Source organism: Halobacteriovorax sp. DA5, assembly GCF_002903145.1.
Lineage (GTDB): Bacteria > Bdellovibrionota > Bacteriovoracia > Bacteriovoracales > Bacteriovoracaceae > Halobacteriovorax_A.
In genome coordinates, this window is the sequence record NZ_PPDJ01000002.1 from 536863 (window position 1) to 554725 (window position 17863).

General features: G+C 37.1%; 22 protein-coding genes and 1 tRNA gene. 14 read left to right on the forward strand and 9 right to left on the reverse strand.

Annotated features, from left to right (window positions below):
* Positions 1 to 11 precede the first annotated feature (11 nt).
* On the forward strand, positions 12 to 1406 hold the full coding sequence (locus tag C0Z22_RS05885) for an L-serine ammonia-lyase (RefSeq protein WP_103217412.1): 1395 nt from the start codon (positions 12 to 14) through the stop codon (positions 1404 to 1406).
* A gap of 111 nt (positions 1407 to 1517) precedes the next feature.
* The gene (locus C0Z22_RS05890) at positions 1518 to 2558 is read left to right on the forward strand and encodes a hypothetical protein (RefSeq protein ID WP_103217413.1); all 1041 of its coding nucleotides are present in this window, start codon (positions 1518 to 1520) and stop codon (positions 2556 to 2558) included.
* Positions 2559 to 2594: 36 nt separating this feature from the next.
* Here C0Z22_RS05890 and C0Z22_RS05895 read toward each other — a convergent pair whose 3' ends face one another.
* The 3 genes from C0Z22_RS05895 to C0Z22_RS05905 all read right to left on the reverse strand — a co-directional run bounded on the left by C0Z22_RS05895 (position 2595) and on the right by C0Z22_RS05905 (position 4743).
* Entirely contained in the window at positions 2595 to 3017 is a 423-nt protein-coding gene (locus tag C0Z22_RS05895; protein WP_103217414.1) for a thioesterase family protein, read from the reverse strand.
* Positions 3018 to 3066: 49 nt separating this feature from the next.
* On the reverse strand, positions 3067 to 3672 hold the full coding sequence (locus tag C0Z22_RS05900; RefSeq protein ID WP_103217415.1) for a hypothetical protein: 606 nt from the start codon (positions 3670 to 3672) through the stop codon (positions 3067 to 3069).
* A gap of 153 nt (positions 3673 to 3825) precedes the next feature.
* A complete protein-coding gene (locus tag C0Z22_RS05905) occupies positions 3826 to 4743 on the reverse strand; it encodes an alpha/beta hydrolase fold domain-containing protein (protein WP_146037813.1) in 918 nt (305 codons plus the stop codon).
* Positions 4744 to 4866: 123 nt separating this feature from the next.
* Between C0Z22_RS05905 and C0Z22_RS05910 the strand changes: the two genes are divergently transcribed.
* From C0Z22_RS05910 to C0Z22_RS05935, 6 genes are all read left to right on the forward strand, one after another.
* Positions 4867 to 5136 (forward strand): hypothetical protein, encoded by a 270-nt coding sequence (locus C0Z22_RS05910; protein WP_146037814.1) that lies wholly within the window; start codon positions 4867 to 4869, stop codon positions 5134 to 5136.
* Between the two features lie 107 nt (positions 5137 to 5243).
* Positions 5244 to 5474, forward strand: a complete 231-nt coding sequence (locus C0Z22_RS05915) for a hypothetical protein (RefSeq protein ID WP_103217418.1) — start codon at positions 5244 to 5246, stop codon at positions 5472 to 5474.
* A 36-nt stretch (positions 5475 to 5510) separates the two neighbouring features.
* On the forward strand, positions 5511 to 5804 hold the full coding sequence (locus C0Z22_RS05920) for a hypothetical protein (RefSeq protein WP_103217419.1): 294 nt from the start codon (positions 5511 to 5513) through the stop codon (positions 5802 to 5804).
* 101 nt (positions 5805 to 5905) lie between these two features.
* Positions 5906 to 6382 (forward strand): glutathione peroxidase, encoded by a 477-nt coding sequence (locus C0Z22_RS05925; protein ID WP_103217420.1) that lies wholly within the window; start codon positions 5906 to 5908, stop codon positions 6380 to 6382.
* On the forward strand, positions 6382 to 6822 hold the full coding sequence (locus C0Z22_RS05930) for a MarR family winged helix-turn-helix transcriptional regulator (RefSeq protein ID WP_199177524.1): 441 nt from the start codon (positions 6382 to 6384) through the stop codon (positions 6820 to 6822). The genes C0Z22_RS05925 and C0Z22_RS05930 overlap by 1 nt, the downstream gene beginning before the upstream one ends.
* Positions 6812 to 7453, forward strand: a complete 642-nt coding sequence (locus C0Z22_RS05935) for an NAD(P)H-dependent oxidoreductase (RefSeq protein WP_103217422.1) — start codon at positions 6812 to 6814, stop codon at positions 7451 to 7453. The genes C0Z22_RS05930 and C0Z22_RS05935 overlap by 11 nt, the downstream gene beginning before the upstream one ends.
* Here C0Z22_RS05935 and C0Z22_RS05940 read toward each other — a convergent pair whose 3' ends face one another.
* On the reverse strand, positions 7454 to 8122 hold the full coding sequence (locus C0Z22_RS05940) for a hypothetical protein (protein WP_146037815.1): 669 nt from the start codon (positions 8120 to 8122) through the stop codon (positions 7454 to 7456).
* Positions 8123 to 8234: 112 nt separating this feature from the next.
* On the opposite strand from C0Z22_RS05940, the gene C0Z22_RS05945 reads away from it, so the two are divergent.
* A tRNA-Leu gene (locus C0Z22_RS05945) sits at positions 8235 to 8319 on the forward strand.
* A 248-nt stretch (positions 8320 to 8567) separates the two neighbouring features.
* Here the strand turns inward: C0Z22_RS05945 and C0Z22_RS05950 are convergent.
* Positions 8568 to 8900, reverse strand: coding sequence for a hypothetical protein (locus C0Z22_RS05950; protein ID WP_103217424.1), 333 nt, complete (start codon positions 8898 to 8900; stop codon positions 8568 to 8570).
* Positions 8901 to 9145: 245 nt separating this feature from the next.
* Here C0Z22_RS05950 and C0Z22_RS05955 point away from each other — a divergent pair, with 245 nt between their 5' ends.
* From C0Z22_RS05955 to C0Z22_RS05965, 3 genes are all read left to right on the forward strand, one after another.
* Entirely contained in the window at positions 9146 to 9364 is a 219-nt protein-coding gene (locus C0Z22_RS05955) for a hypothetical protein (RefSeq protein WP_199177525.1), read from the forward strand.
* A gap of 104 nt (positions 9365 to 9468) precedes the next feature.
* Positions 9469 to 10008 carry a hypothetical protein gene (locus C0Z22_RS05960; RefSeq protein ID WP_103217426.1) on the forward strand — a complete coding sequence of 180 codons (540 nt, stop codon included), beginning with the start codon at positions 9469 to 9471 and terminating at the stop codon, positions 10006 to 10008.
* Positions 10009 to 10022: 14 nt separating this feature from the next.
* Positions 10023 to 10700 (forward strand): Fic family protein, encoded by a 678-nt coding sequence (locus C0Z22_RS05965; RefSeq protein WP_103217427.1) that lies wholly within the window; start codon positions 10023 to 10025, stop codon positions 10698 to 10700.
* Here C0Z22_RS05965 and mnmA read toward each other — a convergent pair.
* Genes mnmA through C0Z22_RS05980 form a run of 3 tightly spaced genes read right to left on the reverse strand, consistent with a single transcriptional unit; the run spans position 10689 to position 14382 of the window.
* Positions 10689 to 11834 carry a tRNA 2-thiouridine(34) synthase MnmA gene (mnmA, locus tag C0Z22_RS05970; RefSeq protein WP_103217428.1) on the reverse strand — a complete coding sequence of 382 codons (1146 nt, stop codon included), beginning with the start codon at positions 11832 to 11834 and terminating at the stop codon, positions 10689 to 10691. The two genes, C0Z22_RS05965 and mnmA, sit on opposite strands and share 12 nt — an antisense overlap.
* A gap of 25 nt (positions 11835 to 11859) precedes the next feature.
* Positions 11860 to 13008: a M28 family metallopeptidase gene (locus C0Z22_RS05975; RefSeq protein WP_103217429.1), complete on the reverse strand. Its 1149-nt coding sequence runs from the start codon at positions 13006 to 13008 to the stop codon at positions 11860 to 11862.
* Positions 13009 to 14382, reverse strand: coding sequence for a hypothetical protein (locus tag C0Z22_RS05980; protein ID WP_103217430.1), 1374 nt, complete (start codon positions 14380 to 14382; stop codon positions 13009 to 13011).
* A gap of 161 nt (positions 14383 to 14543) precedes the next feature.
* Between C0Z22_RS05980 and C0Z22_RS05985 the strand changes: the two genes are divergently transcribed.
* Together C0Z22_RS05985 and C0Z22_RS05990 are read left to right on the forward strand one after the other, a co-directional pair.
* Positions 14544 to 15719 carry a DNA cytosine methyltransferase gene (locus C0Z22_RS05985; protein ID WP_103217431.1) on the forward strand — a complete coding sequence of 392 codons (1176 nt, stop codon included), beginning with the start codon at positions 14544 to 14546 and terminating at the stop codon, positions 15717 to 15719.
* On the forward strand, positions 15706 to 16743 hold the full coding sequence (locus C0Z22_RS05990; protein ID WP_158246829.1) for a Ppx/GppA phosphatase family protein: 1038 nt from the start codon (positions 15706 to 15708) through the stop codon (positions 16741 to 16743). Before C0Z22_RS05985 ends, C0Z22_RS05990 begins: the two co-directional genes overlap by 14 nt.
* 2 nt (positions 16744 to 16745) lie before the next feature.
* On the opposite strand, the gene C0Z22_RS05995 is transcribed toward C0Z22_RS05990, so the two are convergent.
* On the reverse strand, positions 16746 to 17804 hold the full coding sequence (locus C0Z22_RS05995) for a methyltransferase domain-containing protein (RefSeq protein ID WP_103217433.1): 1059 nt from the start codon (positions 17802 to 17804) through the stop codon (positions 16746 to 16748).
* Positions 17805 to 17863 lie beyond the last annotated feature (59 nt).

Below are 17863 nucleotides of genomic sequence, written 5' to 3' on the forward strand. Positions count from 1 at the left end.
ATAAATTCCTCATGAATTTAAGTGTTTTTGATATCTACTCAATCGGAATTGGGCCTAGTAGCTCGCATACAGTAGGGCCTATGAGGGCCGCTAAAGAATTTATGGATAAACTCGTTTCAATGGGTTTATTTGATGAGACGCAAGTCGTTTCGACAGCACTCTATGGATCTCTTGCCTTAACAGGTAAAGGACATGGCACAGACAAGGCCGTCATTCTAGGACTTAGTGGTTACACTCCTGAAGATATCTGCCCAGATCAAATTGATCGCATCTTAAATCTAGCTCACGACCAAGAAAAGCTTACTTTCTTTGAAGGTAAAGATAACGCAAAAGTGATCTCTTATATTCCACGTGAACATATCTTATTCCATCGCAAACAAACTCTCGACTTCCACTCGAATGGAATGTGCTTCCAGGCCATCGATAAAGATGGACGTGAGTTATATAAGAAAGTCTACTTCTCAATTGGTGGTGGCTTCATCGTAGCTGAAGGCGAAAATAACGAAGGCGATATTTTCTCTCAACACACAAGCAAGGTTAAATACCCATTCACATGTGGAGATGAACTTCTAGCAATCGCTAATGAAAATGATATTTCAATTTGTGATTTAATTAAGACAAACGAAACATCATGGCGAAGTGAAGAAGAGATTAATAAAGGCCTTTTAGAAATTTGGCAGGCAATGGATAATTGCATAAGTAGAGGCCTTAAAGCAGAAGGACAACTTCCAGGTGGCCTTAAAGTAAATAAACGAGCAAAGAAGTTATACGAAGCTCTTTCGAAAAAAGACTGTGAGAAGAACCTTGATCCCCTAACGATTATGGATTGGGTAAATCTCTTTGCTATTTCTGTTAACGAAGAAAATGCTTCTGGTGGAAAAGTTGTGACAGCACCAACAAATGGAGCGGCTGGAATTATTCCAGCAGTTATTAAATACTATCTTAAATTTGTTAAGGACGCTTCAATTGATAAAGTTGTGGACTTCCTTTTAGTCGCCGGTTGTGTCGGGATTCTCTATAAAAAGAATGCTTCGATTTCAGGTGCAGAAGTTGGTTGTCAGGGCGAAGTTGGTGTTGCTTGCTCAATGGCGGCAGCAGGGCTTACACAAGTACTTGGTGGAACAAACGAACAAATCGAAAACGCCGCAGAAATTGCAATGGAACATAACCTAGGACTAACTTGCGATCCAATCGGTGGCCTTGTGCAAATTCCATGTATTGAGCGAAATGCGATGGGTGCAGTAAAAGCAATTAATGCGGCCAGAATGGCCATGCGTGGGGACGGAAGTCATTTTGTGAGTCTTGATAAAGTTATCAAAACCATGAAAGAAACTGGTGCTGATATGCAAACGAAGTATAAAGAAACAAGCCGTGGAGGCCTTGCTGTTAACGTCACTGAGTGTTAATTCAGCTAGTTAGACAGGTTACTTCTTTCACACGTCAAGATAAACACTTTCATTTTAGTGACCCTCATCATACAAAGACCTACTTTTATATAGAAAATTAGGGAGAGAGTCATGAAAAAATTCTTAATTCCTCTTATGCTACTTACACTGTTTACAGGTTGTAAGGAAGTTAAAGAGGCCATCAAAATGCCAGAAAAAATGGATAAGCTTGGTGAGACGACTGATGGTATGAGTGATACAACATCACAACTATACTCACAGCTTCGTTCGGCACAGTCTTCAGTTGAAAGACGTGATGCTTTCGCACTTATCTTAAATGACAATATTGAAATGGGTCAAAAGCTTACAAATGCTGCAAAATTCTTTATGGCATTTGAATATAACCTTTATACAGGAATTAAGCCTTACGATAATTTAGAAATTCGTGACATGCTTTTCTATGATGCAGTAGAAGAGTTTTACAAGAATATGGCCTCTGTTTATGAAACAGATATTAAAGGTGAATTCAACGTTAAAAAAGCAATGAAGAAAGGTAAGATGACTCCTATCCACACAGGAAAGTGGTCACTTAAAAAACGTAACTACGAGCAATCTTTCTATGCTGTAGCTGCGGCCCTTCACAAGGTTCACCACCGTCAAACTTTCAATGCAAAAAATAATGGTTTTGCTGAAATGTCGATGTACACACTTATGAAAGATGCACTTATTAAAGACTCTCAAGGTGCAACACTAAGTAAGTCAGAAGAATATATCGTAGCAGGTCACAACCGTGAAATTTCAATCGCGCTTTTAAAAGCACGTATTGATATCATTCTTGCTCTTGCAATCAATGACTCTATGGATGCTGACGAAGCATCTTTTTGGCCAGGACTTCTTCACGTTATCTCAGGTGGAAAACTTGGTAAGTTAGAACTTCCTTCAACTTTTGAAACTTCAAATGCAGCAACGATGCACGAAGCGAATAAGAAGATCGAAGAAGCACTTAAGTGTTATGACTTCCTTCTATCAATTGGTGTTAAGCACGAGATCGATAAGAAAGTTAAAAATATCTTCGATAACGTTGAACTTCCAGAGCTAGATAATATCCAAGCTCAAAATGATAATATTCAAGAGTACAGAGAATATATTCAACAAATTCAAAAAATTGATTAAATCAAATAAAAGAAAAGGCCTCAATAGAGGCCTTTTTTATTTCTTAAAATGATTTAAAAATTCCTGTGGGGCCTTGGCAAGCTTGCGCTCTTCATAGTCAAAGAAGACTAGGCCATTTTTAGCATAAGCGATAAGACGATCACCGCATGTGAATTTATATAGAAGGTCAAAGCCGTACTCACTAATATCTTCGACAAACATTTCAACCTCTAAAACGTCCCCATGGAAAGCCTCTCCACGGTACATATAAGCAGCATCAGCTTGAATTAGTGACTTACCAAAGCAATTTAGTTCATCATGACCAAGGGATTTAAGAAAGCGCAGACGCCCTTCATGACAAAGTGTTGCCACAGCATCATTTCCCATATGATTTCCATAATTGACGAAGTTAATTGTTAGCTCAATTTTAGTTTTAAAATCAGCTTCTCTTTGAGGTGTCGATAATTTTATACGTGCCATGGATAAATTTTAACTAATTAAACTTACTCACACAAGATATAAGAATTCACTATTGGGCCGAAGAAATATTATATCCTTCTTTTTTAGAGAGGAATTTTGCCAAAAGCTCATGCCTATTATTAACGACCATTGCCTTAATAAGCACTTGGTCATTAAGCCAACGGAAGTCTCTATCCAGAGGCATTCCTTTATCATAATAAGCTAAAAAATCATTTGGACGATGCTTGATAAAAACAAAAGCATAGACAGGTTTTGCCATATGAAAATACGAAAGGAGCTGCTGCGTATTCATTGATGAATAACGAAAGTACCTGAGCATAGAAAGACAGAAGAAGGAAATAATGAGTGAAAGACAGCAGATCATAAAGCTTCTTTCAAACCACTTTTTTAGTGCTTTAGTAGGAAATAGAAAATCACCAAAGAGCTCTCGCGAATCGCCAGTAAATCGAAGCTGATATACTAATAGTGAAACAACAAGCACAATGCTTACATTTGGTGAGTAAGGAATATAATCAAGTAAGACGATAGTAATTAGAAGCGCAAGACTAATAAAAAAGAAAAGAGAAATTAACGTAACCAACATAAGCAGGCCCTCGAAAGAAACCAACTCTCCTAATGCTAAGTGACGTCTGTAGAAACCCAATTGAGCTTTCATAAAATCCTCTCTAATAAGAGTTTATCGCTACTCAACAAATGTTCTAAATACACCTATTTATCGTGCTTTTGAATCCTTATAAGTCAAAATTATGGCCATTAAAGTGGCCATCTCGATAGAGCTTATTTGAGAAAGATTAGATAATTCAGGAATCTACGAATCTTTGATTTCAGTGAAGATTTTTGCTTTTGCATAATTTAGAAGTTCTTCATTCTCAAGGATATGATTCGACCAAGCATGAAATCCATGTGAGAACTCCTTGAAAGTTACATCAACTCCTTCTCTCAATAACTTCTCATAAAACATTAAACTGTCATCGTAGAGAACATCATACTTAGCGGCATAGATAATTGTTTTAGGAAGGGCCTCAAGCTCATCACTATAAAGAGGAAAAATCGCAGGGTCTTTCATATGCACTTCACGATTTGAGATTGCATAATCCAATAGCTTTAAAAGCATAGATTTAGATAAACCACTTTCTTCGCCACTCTCATATCGATTTGCCGACGTCGTTTCAAAATCACTTTGATAATGACCTGTTAAGAGATGTAAATCAGAGATTTTAAATGCTTTACTACCTAAATGATTATTGGCCAATGTAACTAATGTCGCAAGATTTGCACCAGCAGAAGTACCAGTTAACGTAAAACTCTTTATACCTTTAAGATGAAGATCATTTAAAAGAGCGAGGCACCAATTTGTGATTTCAGGAATACTTGATTCTGGAGATAAAGGGTAATCAGGACAAACGATATAGGAAGAGTGTTCGTGGAAATCGAAAAGGGCCTGACAAAATTGAGCACTAGTATACTCATGGCCAGTAACATAGCCTCCTGAGTGTAGATGAATAATACAATGAGCTTTAGGCTCGCCCCAAACTAAGCAAGTATGGTCATTGAGCTTTTGAATAGAGCAATTGACAAGATTCTTATACTCGCCTTCAATAAGATCCATGGCCCGACGAAGCTCATCCAGCGTAATGCGAGAGAAGCGTTTAATTCCCACATCAAAGAATGATTGCATTGATGAGAGTCGTTTTTGATGAATGAATTCAGCTATTGATTTGGACAAGGTCTAACCCATTACATTTACAAGGAAAAGTATTTATTAAATAAAGTATATAAATAAAATTCCGATAGTTAAAATTAGTAAAACTATAATCAGCATTTTAATCAAAGAAAGGTAACAAGGCCAATGAAAGCAATATCCTTACTCGTTTTGTTCTCTATATTAATGGCCGTAAAAGTAAGTGCCTACGACACCTTAGCTATAGAGGGACAGTCGCCTAATAAGACTCAGACACAGGATTTGAAGGCAAAAATCTTTGAAATTGATGATGACGGAATGGGCCCAATAATCCCAAAAGAATATGAACGAAGTCGCTATCCAGCAAGCATTCCAAGCGATGATGAAAATGGTCATACTCATGATAGTGATGGAAAATATAAGCGTCCATTCAAGTAAAAAAAATATCAAACAATCTCCACAATAATTACATAAAAAATCCAAAGTACAGTTTCATAATCAACCAAAGAGCTTAGAAAAGCCTAAACACAAACAAGAGGTATGATATGAAATTGATTCCTATGACTTTAATCGTTCTACTGCTTAGCACGTCTACATTTGCAGCGAGAGATAAGGGCGAGAGAAAGTCAAAAAAGACAGAAAGTCATCAAATGAGTAAAGAAATGAAAAAGGATAAGAAATCCAAAATGAAGCATCGTATGGAGCGTACACCTGCCTCAAGCGATGCAAAAGCAGATGCTTCTCTAAACAACATGCACTACTTAATCTACGAGTAAGAGCAAGGTTAAAAGAGAGGCAAAAAGAGTTATAAGATGAAGACACTCACATACATTATAATCACACTTGCAATTCTTGCTTTCGGCTTTGAAGTTTATGGAGAGCGCTATACTGCCATTGTTGATGAAAATGATCCTTCAGTTCAGCGATTGATTCACGGAGAGGAGCAAAATGCAACTCAGGACCGAAAACAATCTCGTGAAGAGAAGAAACAGAGAAATCCAGCGTCTGAGCAAGAAATACAAGAAATGAATGATGATGATTACAGAGGAAATGAATACATGGAGCGCCATGCCAGACCTCCTCTATATGATCGTCAATATAAATAAGATATTGAAATCTTTTCAATATCTTATTTTTTACAATTAGGTTGTGCACAATATAGTTTTGTGATACATATTACTTATCAAATAAATCAAAGGAGATTGAAATGAGTATTTATGATTACAAAGCTATTGATATTAGAGGTAATGAAAGATCACTATCTGAATTTAAGGGAAAAAGCTTATTGATCGTAAATACAGCAAGTAAGTGTGGCTTTACTCCTCAGTATGAAGGACTTCAAAAGCTATACGATAAGTATCAAGGAAAACTGGAGATCTTGGCCTTCCCATGTAATCAATTTGGCAAACAAGAGCCAGGAAACTCAGAGGATATTCAATCATTTTGTGACTTAACTTTTAAAACTTCATTTCCGCTTTTTGAAAAAATTGATGTTAATGGAGATAACACACACCCACTATATCAATATCTTAAAGATGAATTACCAGGACTACTTGGTAGCAAGAAAATAAAATGGAATTTCACAAAATTCTTAGTAGATAGTGAAGGCCATCCTGTTAAGAGATATGCACCAATTGATAAACCAGAAAGTTTAGAAAAAGATATCGAAAAGAGCTTTAAATAATGAATGATGAAGTTCTATTAATCGACAATCAGATTTGTTTCAGCCTCTATCGACTAAGTAAACTCATTACTAGTCAATATAGGCCATATCTCGATGAGATAAACCTCACCTATCCACAGTACCTTGTCATGCTTGCCTTATGGGAAACTGACAAAGTGAATATGTCTCAGCTTGGAGAAAAGCTTTCTCTTGATAACGGGACTCTAACTCCCCTGATTAAGCGCCTCATTGAAAAGGGCCTAGTTGAGAAAAAGAGATGTATTGAAGATGAAAGGATTGTCTATATCACAACAACGACAAGTGGAAAGAAACTAAAGAAAAAAGCAAAATCAATTCCGCAAAAGCTTCTTTGTTCAAATAATGTTGATCTAAAAGAAATACAGAAGCTAAAGGCTGAAGCAGATAAAATATATAACCAGTGGAGTACACATGAAAAATGAAGAAATTATAAAAGCACTTAATTGGCGTTATGCCACAAAAGTTTTTGATAAAACAAAAAAAATTACAGATGAGGACTTACACGTTTTAAATGAATCTTTAAGACTTGCGGCCAGTTCATTTGGACTACAACCTTGGAAGTTCATTTTAGTAAATGATGAGGCTACACGCCAAAAGCTTAGAGAGCACTCTTGGGGCCAATCTCAAGTAACTGATGCCTCTCACTACGTTGTTCTTGCTTACCTTACAGAGCTAGATGAAGAATATGTTGAAAAGTTTGTGCAATCAATTGCTGAGCAAAGAAATGTAGAACGTGAAAGTCTACAAGGATATTTTGATGTTATGAAGGCGGCATTAATTGATGGGCCACGTTCAAAAACGATTCCAGAGTGGTCACAACGCCAAACATATATTGCTATGGGACAGCTTCTAATGACAGCGGCCATTCAAGGTATTGATACATGTGCAATCGAAGGGATCGTTCCAGAAGAATACGATAAGATCTTAGGGCTTGAAGGGACAAAGTATAAAACTCTTGGAACAGTAGCGCTTGGTTATAGATCAGATGAAGACAAGTACAAGGATCTTGAAAAAGTACGTTTCTCTTTTGATGAAGTATTCAAAGTAATCTAATTAATAAAAATCAGCATCATTTGAGCTATACGGGTGGATTCTCTTATAGTTTTCACCCTGCTCAATATGCGCCTTAATATTTTCAAGATTCCATTTAAAAGTATTCGTTACACTTCGCTTAGTGATGAAGTGAAAGATTTGTTCCCATAAAAAAAACTCAAATTTTGACGGAGCACTTGCAAGTTCATGGCGACGAATATAGCCAGAGCGAAAAGTTAATGACGTCTTATTGTCACCAAGCTTCTTGTAAAATTGTTCAACAAGAAACTCTCCCTTCTCGTTGTAATTCATAAAATCCATAAATTCGTTGAAGTTATAGGCCCTGATCTGCTTGTAGTATTCGTTTTCACTTTTTGAAACCATTGTTGTCGTTTCGTCCCAAAAAGTCCCCTGCTCACTCTCTCTTCGATAACAGCGTCGAGTGAAACCAATATCACTTTGCTTTAACTTCTCATTCCACGGACACTGCGAATTTGGGCAAGAGACAATCTTATAGAAGTAGGTCGACCACTGACGTGCGTGCTCATTTTTTGAGTTATAGTCCCACACAGCTTCAATTGGAGCGTTAATCTCAACTGTATACTCAGCGTAATCAATAGGCCTCGTATACTCTTTAGCATTCAGGGTAAATGATAGTGCAAAGAGCACAAATATTAGAATAATCCTCACTGAACTAGTTTACTGGACGATGCCACAGCGGGTCAATATCGAGCAAGATTTTTCATTGCCAATCAAATTCTAAGTGATTAATATATCTAAAGAATTCAAGTGATTTCAATGTGCCTAGGTGGTGAAATTGGTAAACACGCACGGTTGAGGGCCGTGTGCTTTCGAGCTTGCTGGTTCAAGTCCAGTTCTAGGCACCATTTCCAAGACAAATCCAAATATCATTTTTTAATACATAACTTGCTTAGTTAAAAGCAAGCGTAGCTTGATGGTTTTGGAGGCGTCAATTGCCACGATGGCAAATTGATGCCGAACAAATTCGAGGGGTCAGGAGACCCCGAAGAACAAGGCCAGAGCATACCACAAAGAGAGCTACAAAGGCATGAGCCGAGAGTCGGCCAAGTCCAGCGCGTACTTGCCAACTAACCGAAAGCCGCGCCTTCTCTATTTAAACTTTTCTTTTAGCAGTCCCAATATCTTCAAGATAGAACTTTAGTCTTTGCTCAATTTCCTCAAGGGCAGCAAGGCGAATTTCAATGGCCGTATTACATGAGCGGCGAGTTTTGATAGATTCAATCCCCTCCTTAGATGGGATATTCATAACTGGTCTTTTTTCTTGTTCTTTTTGTAAAGCGACCTGTTCTTCGAATTCTTCGATAAGCTTATTTAGAGGCGTTGGTGCTTTAGCTGTGCGCTCCTCTTCTACTGGAAAATTTTTAGCAGCAGGGAACATCACTAGAACATCGTTTTCTGATTGTGGATTTGTATCAATTAGTTTCATTAAATTTAATTCCTCATAATAAGCATTTATAGCGTTCAATTGCCGTCGCTATTTATAAAGCATAACCTAGGCCAAGAATAATTGGGATAAGCTATGTAAATTTGGCAGGTTATAAAAAATGAACGTCAATTATTTGGTCAGGCAAGGTGTTCATTAGACAAATTTCTCTCGCAATATCAAACACTTAGTCATATTTTATTTAGTCCCCAACTTGCGAGATATCATGAGCGTGGTACAATATTGGAGTGAAAAGAATCAACTGTATGCAATGCAAATATTATTTTAGTACTTGGGACAAGGACGCTCCTCGTGGATGTCGTAAATTTAATATGAAATCCACAAATATGCCTTACATCCTCGTTCGCCAATCGAGTGGCTCGGATTGCAGCTTCTTTGAACAAAAAGAACACTTGAAGAAGAAAAAGAGTAAATTAGACGATCTTAATGACCCAAGCCTGTGGTAATCGACATATATCAAATTAGTATAACAACTATTCCATAATATTATTTCTAATATAAACAAAAACATCATATATAAGCCTCATCAATCAAGTATGTGAGGTGCAAAATGAAAAAAGAGATCCTATTAACGTCATTAATTATGATGAACCCTGTAGCAAACCTACAAGCAAAAGAGATTACTGAAGTCAGAACACAAATGCTTTCAAATTATGAAACCCTGGCCAATTTATCATTTGAATCTAATAAGTCTTTCGACGGTCATTATTGGACATATAACGATGAACTAAACGATGCCACTAAACACTATCGTAAATTTAAATGGGCAATCGAAATTAGAGACAATAGCGATGAGACGATGACTCATACTGAAGATGAATTAAAAATGGAGTATTTTTTAGTTCTCCATCAAGTATTTGAAGATGGATATATCCTGAGCTCTGAAAATGACTACCGTGTTGATCGTTTAACAAGTAAAAGGTTCAAGCTATATAACTGTGACTCATCACTTAATTGCCAAAGTGATTACGCCAATACAGAAATGATTCTTGAGAATATCGGCGGTGAGAAAGTTCTTCTCATTAAGAATCTTAAGAATGTATTTTCACAAAATAATTATGAAGACGTTTTCTTCGTTCAAACTAAGTAAGTAGAAAGAAATTTGTGAATTCAAAAGAAGTTCTAGAATATTTGTTAACTCCCCTTGATCAATCTCAAGGGGATGTCTTTAAAGAAGTTATTTGTGAGATCGAGCAATTAGAGATTCGTTTAATTGCATCGATGAATCCTAATTGGGCCAAGCTTGCTAAATCTCGTCTGCTCTCTTCAAACACTGCTTCAAGAGCAATTGATAATAGCTTAGCAAGATGGGATGAGGCCAATCGTTACATCAGCGAATGTATACAAGATGAAAAGACGCTTAGCTTTGAGATCATCACGAAAATTAACTCCATCTACAATGCTAAGAATTCACAAATCAGAGAAACTCCTATCTACGGGGGTGGTATCGAGTTTATAAGGCCACAGTATCTAGAGGAAGCAAAAGTGCTCCTTACTGATAACCTGTTAAATGATGTCGATATGTGCTTTTATGAGAAGGCCTTTCACCTGTATCAATGGATCGTAAGTCTTCATTTCTTTGATAACGGAAATGGCCGAACTTCAAGGCTATGCGCTGATTACATACTCATGCAAAACGGAAAGCTTCCTATATGCTTCCAGTCGAGTGTCCGCTCTCATGTGGCCCAAATGCTTGAGGATAGGAAGGTGAACAAAGAAGATAAATTTCTTAGTTTCTTAAAAGCAATAAAGCGAAGCTATGAAATTGTCTTAGAGATTTGAGTCTGGCAGCTCAATACCTTGCTCATAATAAGTTGGCCCGGCCTCTTGAATCATTCCACCGCCAAGACACACTTCCTCACCTTCTAAATTCGTATAAAAGACAATTGATTGGCGTTTGGCAATAGCACGCTGAGGAGTATCAAAGTCAACTCTAACAAAGTCTTCAGAAACTTCAGTGATCGTACACTCTTGATCTTTTTGACGATAGCGAATCTTGGCCTTAAGCTTCATTCCAACTTCAGGCATAAATTCCTCATCAACCCAAGATAGATCTGTGGCAGTAAGATAGTCAGCATAAAGTGCACCGTGTTTTTCGCCGCGTTCAACGATAACGACATTGCGCTCAGTATCTTTACCAACAACAAACCAAGGCTCACCTGGCCCACCAAGGCCTAGGCCCTTTCTCTGGCCAATTGTATAAAAGGCGCTACCACTGTGGCGGCCAACTTTAGTTCCATCAAGAAGTTCGAAGTCGCCTTCTTTGATATGGATATAATTTGAAAGGAAGTTTTTAAAATTTCTCTCACCGATAAAACAGATTCCTGTTGAATCTTTCTTATCATGAGTAATAAGGTCATACTTCTTTGCAATCTCTCTTACCTGTGGCTTTTCAATGGCACCAACTGGGAAAAGAACCTTATCTAGAACTTTTGATTTGATTGTGTAGAGAAAGTAAGTTTGATCTTTGTTATTATCAAGGCCTTTAATAAGTTTAGACTTACCGTCAATCTTCTTTGTCTGGCAGTAGTGCCCAGTTGCAAGAAAATCTGCACCAAGCTCCATGGCCTTATTGAAGAAAACTTTGAATTTAATCTCACGGTTACAAAGAATATCAGGATTAGGTGTAAAGCCCTGTTCATATTCCTCAAGAAAGTTTGCAAATACGTTGTCACGATACTCTTTTACAAAGTCCACAGAGTAGTATGGAATATCAAGCTTTTCACAAACGGCAACAACATCTTCAAACTCTAGAGATGCTTTACAATTTCCGTTTTCATCCTGCTCTTCCCAATTTTTCATGAACATGCCAATGACGTTATAGCCTTGCTCTTTTAACAAAGCTGCACATACAGAAGAATCGACTCCTCCGCTCATTCCGACAATGACTGTTTTACCGTTACCTACATTTTCCATGTGCCTTATTTAGCACATTTAGGGGTTATAGGTCTAGTGCCCATGAAGCAATGGCCATAGCAATATTGTTAGTGGCGTGATGTAAAGTCTTAATATTGAGTGCGTTCACATGATCTGCCGGAGTATGGATGCGAGAAGCATTTGAATCACTCTCCCAATTTTGGGTAAAGACCACACTTGGGATATTAAACTTTTGAAATGACGTATTATCACCGTAGACGAAATCATATGGCGTGATGCTAAAATCCACACGAAATGTCCCCTCGGAAGACTTCGTATAGAATCTTTGAGCAATAGACTTTTCGGCCTTATGAAGACCAGAGCTAGCAGGAGAATAATAGAGTCTCATATTCCCAAGCTTCTGCTCTTTATCTTGAGTGAGAGTATCGTAACCAAGCATAACCAATTCTACATAAGAATAGACCCTGATGCCCTTTTCAAGATTTAGGTTTTTTACATAGTCATATGAACCTAAGAATCCATTTTCACCATAATCGAAGAAAACCACTCGAACTGTTTTTTCAAGATCGAGCTCGGCAAGAATATTGATTAAACTCAAGGCCGCAACAACTCCAGAAGCATTATTATCAGCACCTGGTTGACGTCCTTTATTTACAACTGCAAAGTTTTTTAGATCATAAGCGGCCGTATCGTAATGGGCCCCGATGACAATAACATCTTGAGGATTTTTTAGCCCCTTCTTTTCCCAAACAATATTGTATCCATTAACAGACTTAAGGCCATCCACCTGCTGAACTCTTTCATTCGTAAGCTTTTGCCACTTTCGTAAATCTTTTGGACTAAGCTTATCTTTTGTGGCCTCTAAATCCTTTTTAAATAGGGATTTTGCATATTCAACATCTGGAACAAATTTAATTGTCTTAAGAGATGTATTTGTTTTTCGAACATTAGTTTCAATATAGCTAATAATATAATCCTGTGCGGTTTTATGACCACTAGTTCCCACAAAACGATTAGGTCTTGTCTCTTTAACAAAGCTATTAATTAGGGTATCGATATCTTTTTCTGAATTTTTAGATACGGCGTAATAAAGAGAGCGTAATTTCTTAGGAGACCTTTTACTTTTAGAAAGTTTATACGTGTCTTTAAAATTTTTAAATTCTTTTGCTGTCACAGAAAGTGACATCGATAATGCAATAATAAAATACTTCATTTAAAACCCTAGTTCTCTTTTTTTCGGACGAGATTGCGCTTCTTCAAGCTCTTCTTTTTGCTTCTTATTTAGCGGTAGACGGTAAAATTCACCATCGATGAATTGTCCAGTTTGAAAAATTTTTGCGTGACCAATTACCTTAGCACTTGGTCCATTTTTTGTTAAAAAGATAAAATGATCTCCTCTAAACAATATGCCTTCTGACTTGTCATCGAGATCAAAATATATATTTCCATTATTTAAAATATAGAGATTTCCTTTATATCCTTTACCTGTCGAGCTAATTCGACAATAACATTCCACAGGCCTAGATGTGTCAACGACTTCATAATTAACAAAGTGATTGCCAACGATACGCTCAAACGTTAATTCCTTTGCCTTTGCAACGTAAATAAAACCACGAGACATATTGATAGAAACAATTTTACTATCTGGAAGCTTTGGTTTGTTATCAAAAGTTTTATACTGTGTTTGTCCAAGATAATATTGATGCTGGCCTTTATGCTCACCAACAACACTATCGTCATCGTGAAGATAGATAGTGTTCTCTTTGATAAAACTTCGAGCAATATAACGATCAGTTAACTCGATAATTTCTTCATTTGAATAAGCTTGTGAGCGAAGTACTGCTCTTTTTTCAAGTTCAACTCGTGAAATTGTTTTTGAATCCACAAGTTGGCCAATCTTATCAACCTCTGCAGTCTTTAGATCTGCCAAAGGAAGTTTTAAATGAGACATTACCTCATTACTAACCTGAGTTAAGAGATGACAGTCATTTTTGACAGTATCGTTTGGTGCACTTAGCACAAATCGATTTTGAACAGGGATTACCTTACTAAAATGTCCTGTCGCAATCTTTGTGGCCTTAAGAACAGATAATTTTGAATAGAGAGTCTCAAGAACGAGAGTTGCTTTATCAATTGTTGGATTACACCAAATACCTGCAACACGACTCTCTAACAATTTAGAAATAACGCGCTCTTCAAAGGCTCCAGAAGCACTCGTAACATAAAAAGGAATTCCTATTAGTCGACAGATATCCCTGATTTTCTCTTCTGATTCACTTGCCCAAGGACTAAAAATTCTATTGATCTTCTTATTCCACGAAATTTTCTCATATTGTCTAAAGGCCTCTAACTGTTCCTCATCGCCCCTTAGCTCTTCTAGCAATTGCCCTTCAGGAGTAAGCTTTGTTTTAAACTGCTCCAGTAAAGCTTCATCTTCACTAGTGATTTTTTCAAAAAAAGAAATATTGACTCCAATACACTCATGCCCCTGCTTTTTTAAAAGCAGCGCAGTAACGGCCGAGTCAATACCGCCATCCATCCCGACGATAATCCTCTCTTTTTTCATATCTTTCTTAGCAAATTGCATAATTAAATTATAAGTGATTTTAGAAATTTAAACAGGGTAAATTTAAATTTATCAAAAACTTTATCCCACCAAAAGGCTCATATATTCATTGACATAACTCAACGCAAAATCAGATAATATTCATTCACGACGCAATAACACACGAGGACACAACACAAATTATGAAAACGAGTAAGGGTAATAGTAAAAGAAGCAAGAAGCTAAAATTTATTGATATCTTTTCAGGCGCAGGAGGATTTTCTTGTGGACTTGAAATGGCAGGTTTTGAGTGTGTCATGGGAATTGACTTCAACAAACACGCCATGGATACATTTGCGCATAATCACAAAAAGGCCTATCCATATTGCGGCGACATTTCAAAACTAAGTAACAAAAAAATTAAAGAAGTTCTTGGTGACACTGAAGTTAATCTTGTTGTTGGTGGACCTCCATGCCAAGGTTTTTCAACTGTTGGCCCGGGAAACCCAGACGATATTAGAAATAAACTTTTTCTTGAATTCGTAAGAGTTGTGAAACTAACTAATCCAGAATTCGTTGTAATTGAAAATGTGACAGGACTACTTGCTAAGAAGAATGAATCAACATTAAAGGCAATCTTTAAGAAATTCAATTCCCTTGGATACAACCTAGACGTTAAGGTTATGAGTTCTCAAAACTATGGTGTACCTGAAAAAAGACGCCGTACAATCTTTATTGGAAGTCGAGTTAACGAGAAAGTAGAATTTCCAAAAATTACTCACGATACAATTGTAGCAAAAACATATCGCCCACCAGTTACTGTTGGTGAGGCCCTAAGTGATATTGAAACGAAAGCTGGCCATGTTTTAAATCATGACCTAGATAGTGCTAAGATCAAATCTAAACTAGATTTAAAGCGCATCAAACGTATTCCAGAAGGTAAAGGAATTCGTTACGAAAAAGACGAAAAAATGTATCTTACTCCATCGCTAAAACTTGGTGTTGATTGGAAAACAATGCGCGAGGGGCGATTTAGACAAACAAAGTACCAGAGACTTGATTCGAGAAGTGTATCTCCAACAATCATGACTCATCGTCATAGTTATTACCACCCTACAGAGCATCGCTACCTAACTCAAAGAGAAGCGGCAAAAATTCAAAGTTTTCCAAATGACTTTGAATTTTGTGGGCCAATCTCTGCTCAGTGGAGACAGATTGGAAATGCTGTTCCTCCGTTAATGGGTAAAGCAATTGGTACGGCAATCAAGAAGATGCACAATGCTCACCTTAAATCGACAGAAGATGGAAAAGTAAAAAAGAAAACAAAAGTAAAATCAATTATTGAAGATGTTCGAGGAGGAGCATTTGTCTATCGCTAGAATCTCGACACTACTTTTAATTCTACTAACCATATCATGTGCGACAAGCAATGATTCAACAAAAGTAGGCCAATCTAATTGCCACGTCAAAAGGGCCGCAATTGATCTTGGCTCAGGTTCGACAAAACTAGTTGTAGGACTCGTGGATACTTGTCGAGCGATGGTAGAAGGGATTCTCTTTGAAGCACAAAGAGCAGTACCTCTTAAGGATCAACTACAATCTTCAAAAGACAATAAGTTTAATGAAGAGATGCAAAATCGTCTAAGAGATGTTTTTGATGAGTTTAAATATCTAGCAAAAAATGAAGGCGCCGAAGATATTAGAGCTGTTGCGACTTCAGCATTTCGAACATCAGCAAACGGTGATGATGTTGCAGATCAATTAAAAGAACAAACAGGTGTAGACTTAGAGATTATCTCTCAAGAAGATGAAGCCAAGTTTGCTTACTCTGCAGCTCTTTCAAAACTTAAGTCAATGAATGTTTCACAAAATCCTCCGATTGCCATCTGGGACATTGGTGGTGGAAGCATGCAAATCACAAAGCCAATTGATAAAAAAGGTGAACAAACACAGGTGGCCCTTTTAAAAGTTGCATCTGTTACTTTTAAAAATCTTGTTTTAAAAGAGTTTTATCCAAAAGGGACTAAGACGCCAAACCCACTAAAAGAAGAGCGCGCTCTTAAAGCGATGGATCTGGCCAGAGTAACAGCAAAAGAACAATTATCTGACTTTGGAAACCTAAAAGACTATCAGGTTTATGGAGTTGGTGGTGTTCACTACTTCAGCATTGGTGGCCAATTTAAGAAAGCCAATCGCGTCTATAACCAGTCAACTCTCCTGGCCAAACTTCTGGAAAGAGCAAAGCTTACTGATAAAGAGATAGACAGCAAGTATGCATCGACAGACGTGACAAATATGGCGCTAGTTCTAGGTTTTATGCAGACTCTAAAAGTTGATGAAGTAAAGCCTATCAAAGTAAACATGGCCCATGGACTTCTAATCAACCCTACTTTCTGGGAATAACTCTAATAACGATTTGTAAAAATACATAGATTGCCTTCATCGATAATAATCGGCGAAGGCCATTGCTGCTCTTGAGCAATATCCATCAACCATTTATTTGCATTACCTTTTGTGACAATTGTAATTTTTTTCTCGTAACTAATTTCTAAGATTTGATTTAATACATAGTCATAAGTTTCTTTAGAGAAAGGATCGTACAGATAGTAAATATCTGCTTTCGGTATAGAAAAAGACTTTAAAGACAAATCTTGAACTTTAAAGGTTAAGCTCTCATCTAAACCTAAATTTTGGCAGGCATTATTTGAAACCTCTACTCTGTGATCTACATACTCATAGCCAACAAATTCAAGATCAGGTCTAAGAAGAGAACAAACAAGCCCTACTCGTCCATAGCCTGAACCAAGATCAACAACAGTATCTCCAGCACTAGCATCAATTCCCTCGAGTGCTAAGAGTATTGTAGAATAGCCCGATTGAACTCCTACTCCGGCCCTTTGATATAGACGTTCTTTCGTGGTTGAATCATAGGTCATTTCTTGATCCAATTGATAATTTAGTTCAAAAATGTCATCGAGATTATCAAAAGTACGGTATAAATTAGGACCTTGATGGCCCATCTGCTGTATTCGGCCTTCCTGATCTTTTTCTTCTTTAATAAAGTGTGTACTCATTGTATTCAAAGATTGAATCAGAAATTCTTTTTGTTCATGGCCTCTTTTATCAATGATTGATTCGATTACGTGTGCTTCAATCGACTTAGAGCGCTTCTTAATTTCTTTTATTTTCTCAGCTCCACTCTCAACAAGAAATTCTCTTAAAAAAGAAACTGCCTCCAGTTCATCTTCAAATAATGGAGAGATAAAATCTTTATAAGAAGTCTTTTGTCCATTTCGCTTATCTTCTTGTTTCTTGAGCCAGAGCTCATCTTTAAGAAAGTCCATAATGGTGACTAAGAGTGCCGAATTAGTGTAGAGGCCAGCTAATTGAGTTGGCGTAAAATCACTCGTATCACCTTTCTTGCCTTTTAATAAATGTAAGAACATTAACTGAGAAACTCTCATGTTGCCTCCAATGTGTTTAACTGAAACGATCATGGTTGCAAAGCATGAGCTAATTAAAT

Excerpts from the sequence above, each read along its gene's own strand:
- C0Z22_RS05935 (WP_103217422.1), top strand. The coding sequence starts at position 6,812 with ATGAAAAATGAAGAAATTATAAAAGCACTTAATTGGCGTTATGCCACA.
- C0Z22_RS05925 (WP_103217420.1), top strand. The coding sequence starts at position 5,906 with ATGAGTATTTATGATTACAAAGCTATTGATATTAGAGGTAATGAAAGA.
- mnmA (WP_103217428.1), bottom strand. The coding sequence starts at position 11,834 with ATGGAAAATGTAGGTAACGGTAAAACAGTCATTGTCGGAATGAGCGGA.
- C0Z22_RS05960 (WP_103217426.1), top strand. The coding sequence starts at position 9,469 with ATGAAAAAAGAGATCCTATTAACGTCATTAATTATGATGAACCCTGTA.
- C0Z22_RS05975 (WP_103217429.1), bottom strand. The coding sequence starts at position 13,008 with ATGAAGTATTTTATTATTGCATTATCGATGTCACTTTCTGTGACAGCA.
- C0Z22_RS05930 (WP_199177524.1), top strand. The coding sequence starts at position 6,382 with ATGAATGATGAAGTTCTATTAATCGACAATCAGATTTGTTTCAGCCTC.
- C0Z22_RS05890 (WP_103217413.1), top strand. The coding sequence starts at position 1,518 with ATGAAAAAATTCTTAATTCCTCTTATGCTACTTACACTGTTTACAGGT.
- C0Z22_RS05950 (WP_103217424.1), bottom strand. The coding sequence starts at position 8,900 with ATGAAACTAATTGATACAAATCCACAATCAGAAAACGATGTTCTAGTG.
- C0Z22_RS05985 (WP_103217431.1), top strand. The coding sequence starts at position 14,544 with ATGAAAACGAGTAAGGGTAATAGTAAAAGAAGCAAGAAGCTAAAATTT.
- C0Z22_RS05885 (WP_103217412.1), top strand. The coding sequence starts at position 12 with ATGAATTTAAGTGTTTTTGATATCTACTCAATCGGAATTGGGCCTAGT.
- C0Z22_RS05980 (WP_103217430.1), bottom strand. The coding sequence starts at position 14,382 with ATGCAATTTGCTAAGAAAGATATGAAAAAAGAGAGGATTATCGTCGGG.
- C0Z22_RS05910 (WP_146037814.1), top strand. The coding sequence starts at position 4,867 with ATGAAAGCAATATCCTTACTCGTTTTGTTCTCTATATTAATGGCCGTA.
- C0Z22_RS05915 (WP_103217418.1), top strand. The coding sequence starts at position 5,244 with ATGAAATTGATTCCTATGACTTTAATCGTTCTACTGCTTAGCACGTCT.
- C0Z22_RS05900 (WP_103217415.1), bottom strand. The coding sequence starts at position 3,672 with ATGAAAGCTCAATTGGGTTTCTACAGACGTCACTTAGCATTAGGAGAG.
- C0Z22_RS05920 (WP_103217419.1), top strand. The coding sequence starts at position 5,511 with ATGAAGACACTCACATACATTATAATCACACTTGCAATTCTTGCTTTC.
- C0Z22_RS05895 (WP_103217414.1), bottom strand. The coding sequence starts at position 3,017 with ATGGCACGTATAAAATTATCGACACCTCAAAGAGAAGCTGATTTTAAA.
- C0Z22_RS05995 (WP_103217433.1), bottom strand. The coding sequence starts at position 17,804 with ATGAGAGTTTCTCAGTTAATGTTCTTACATTTATTAAAAGGCAAGAAA.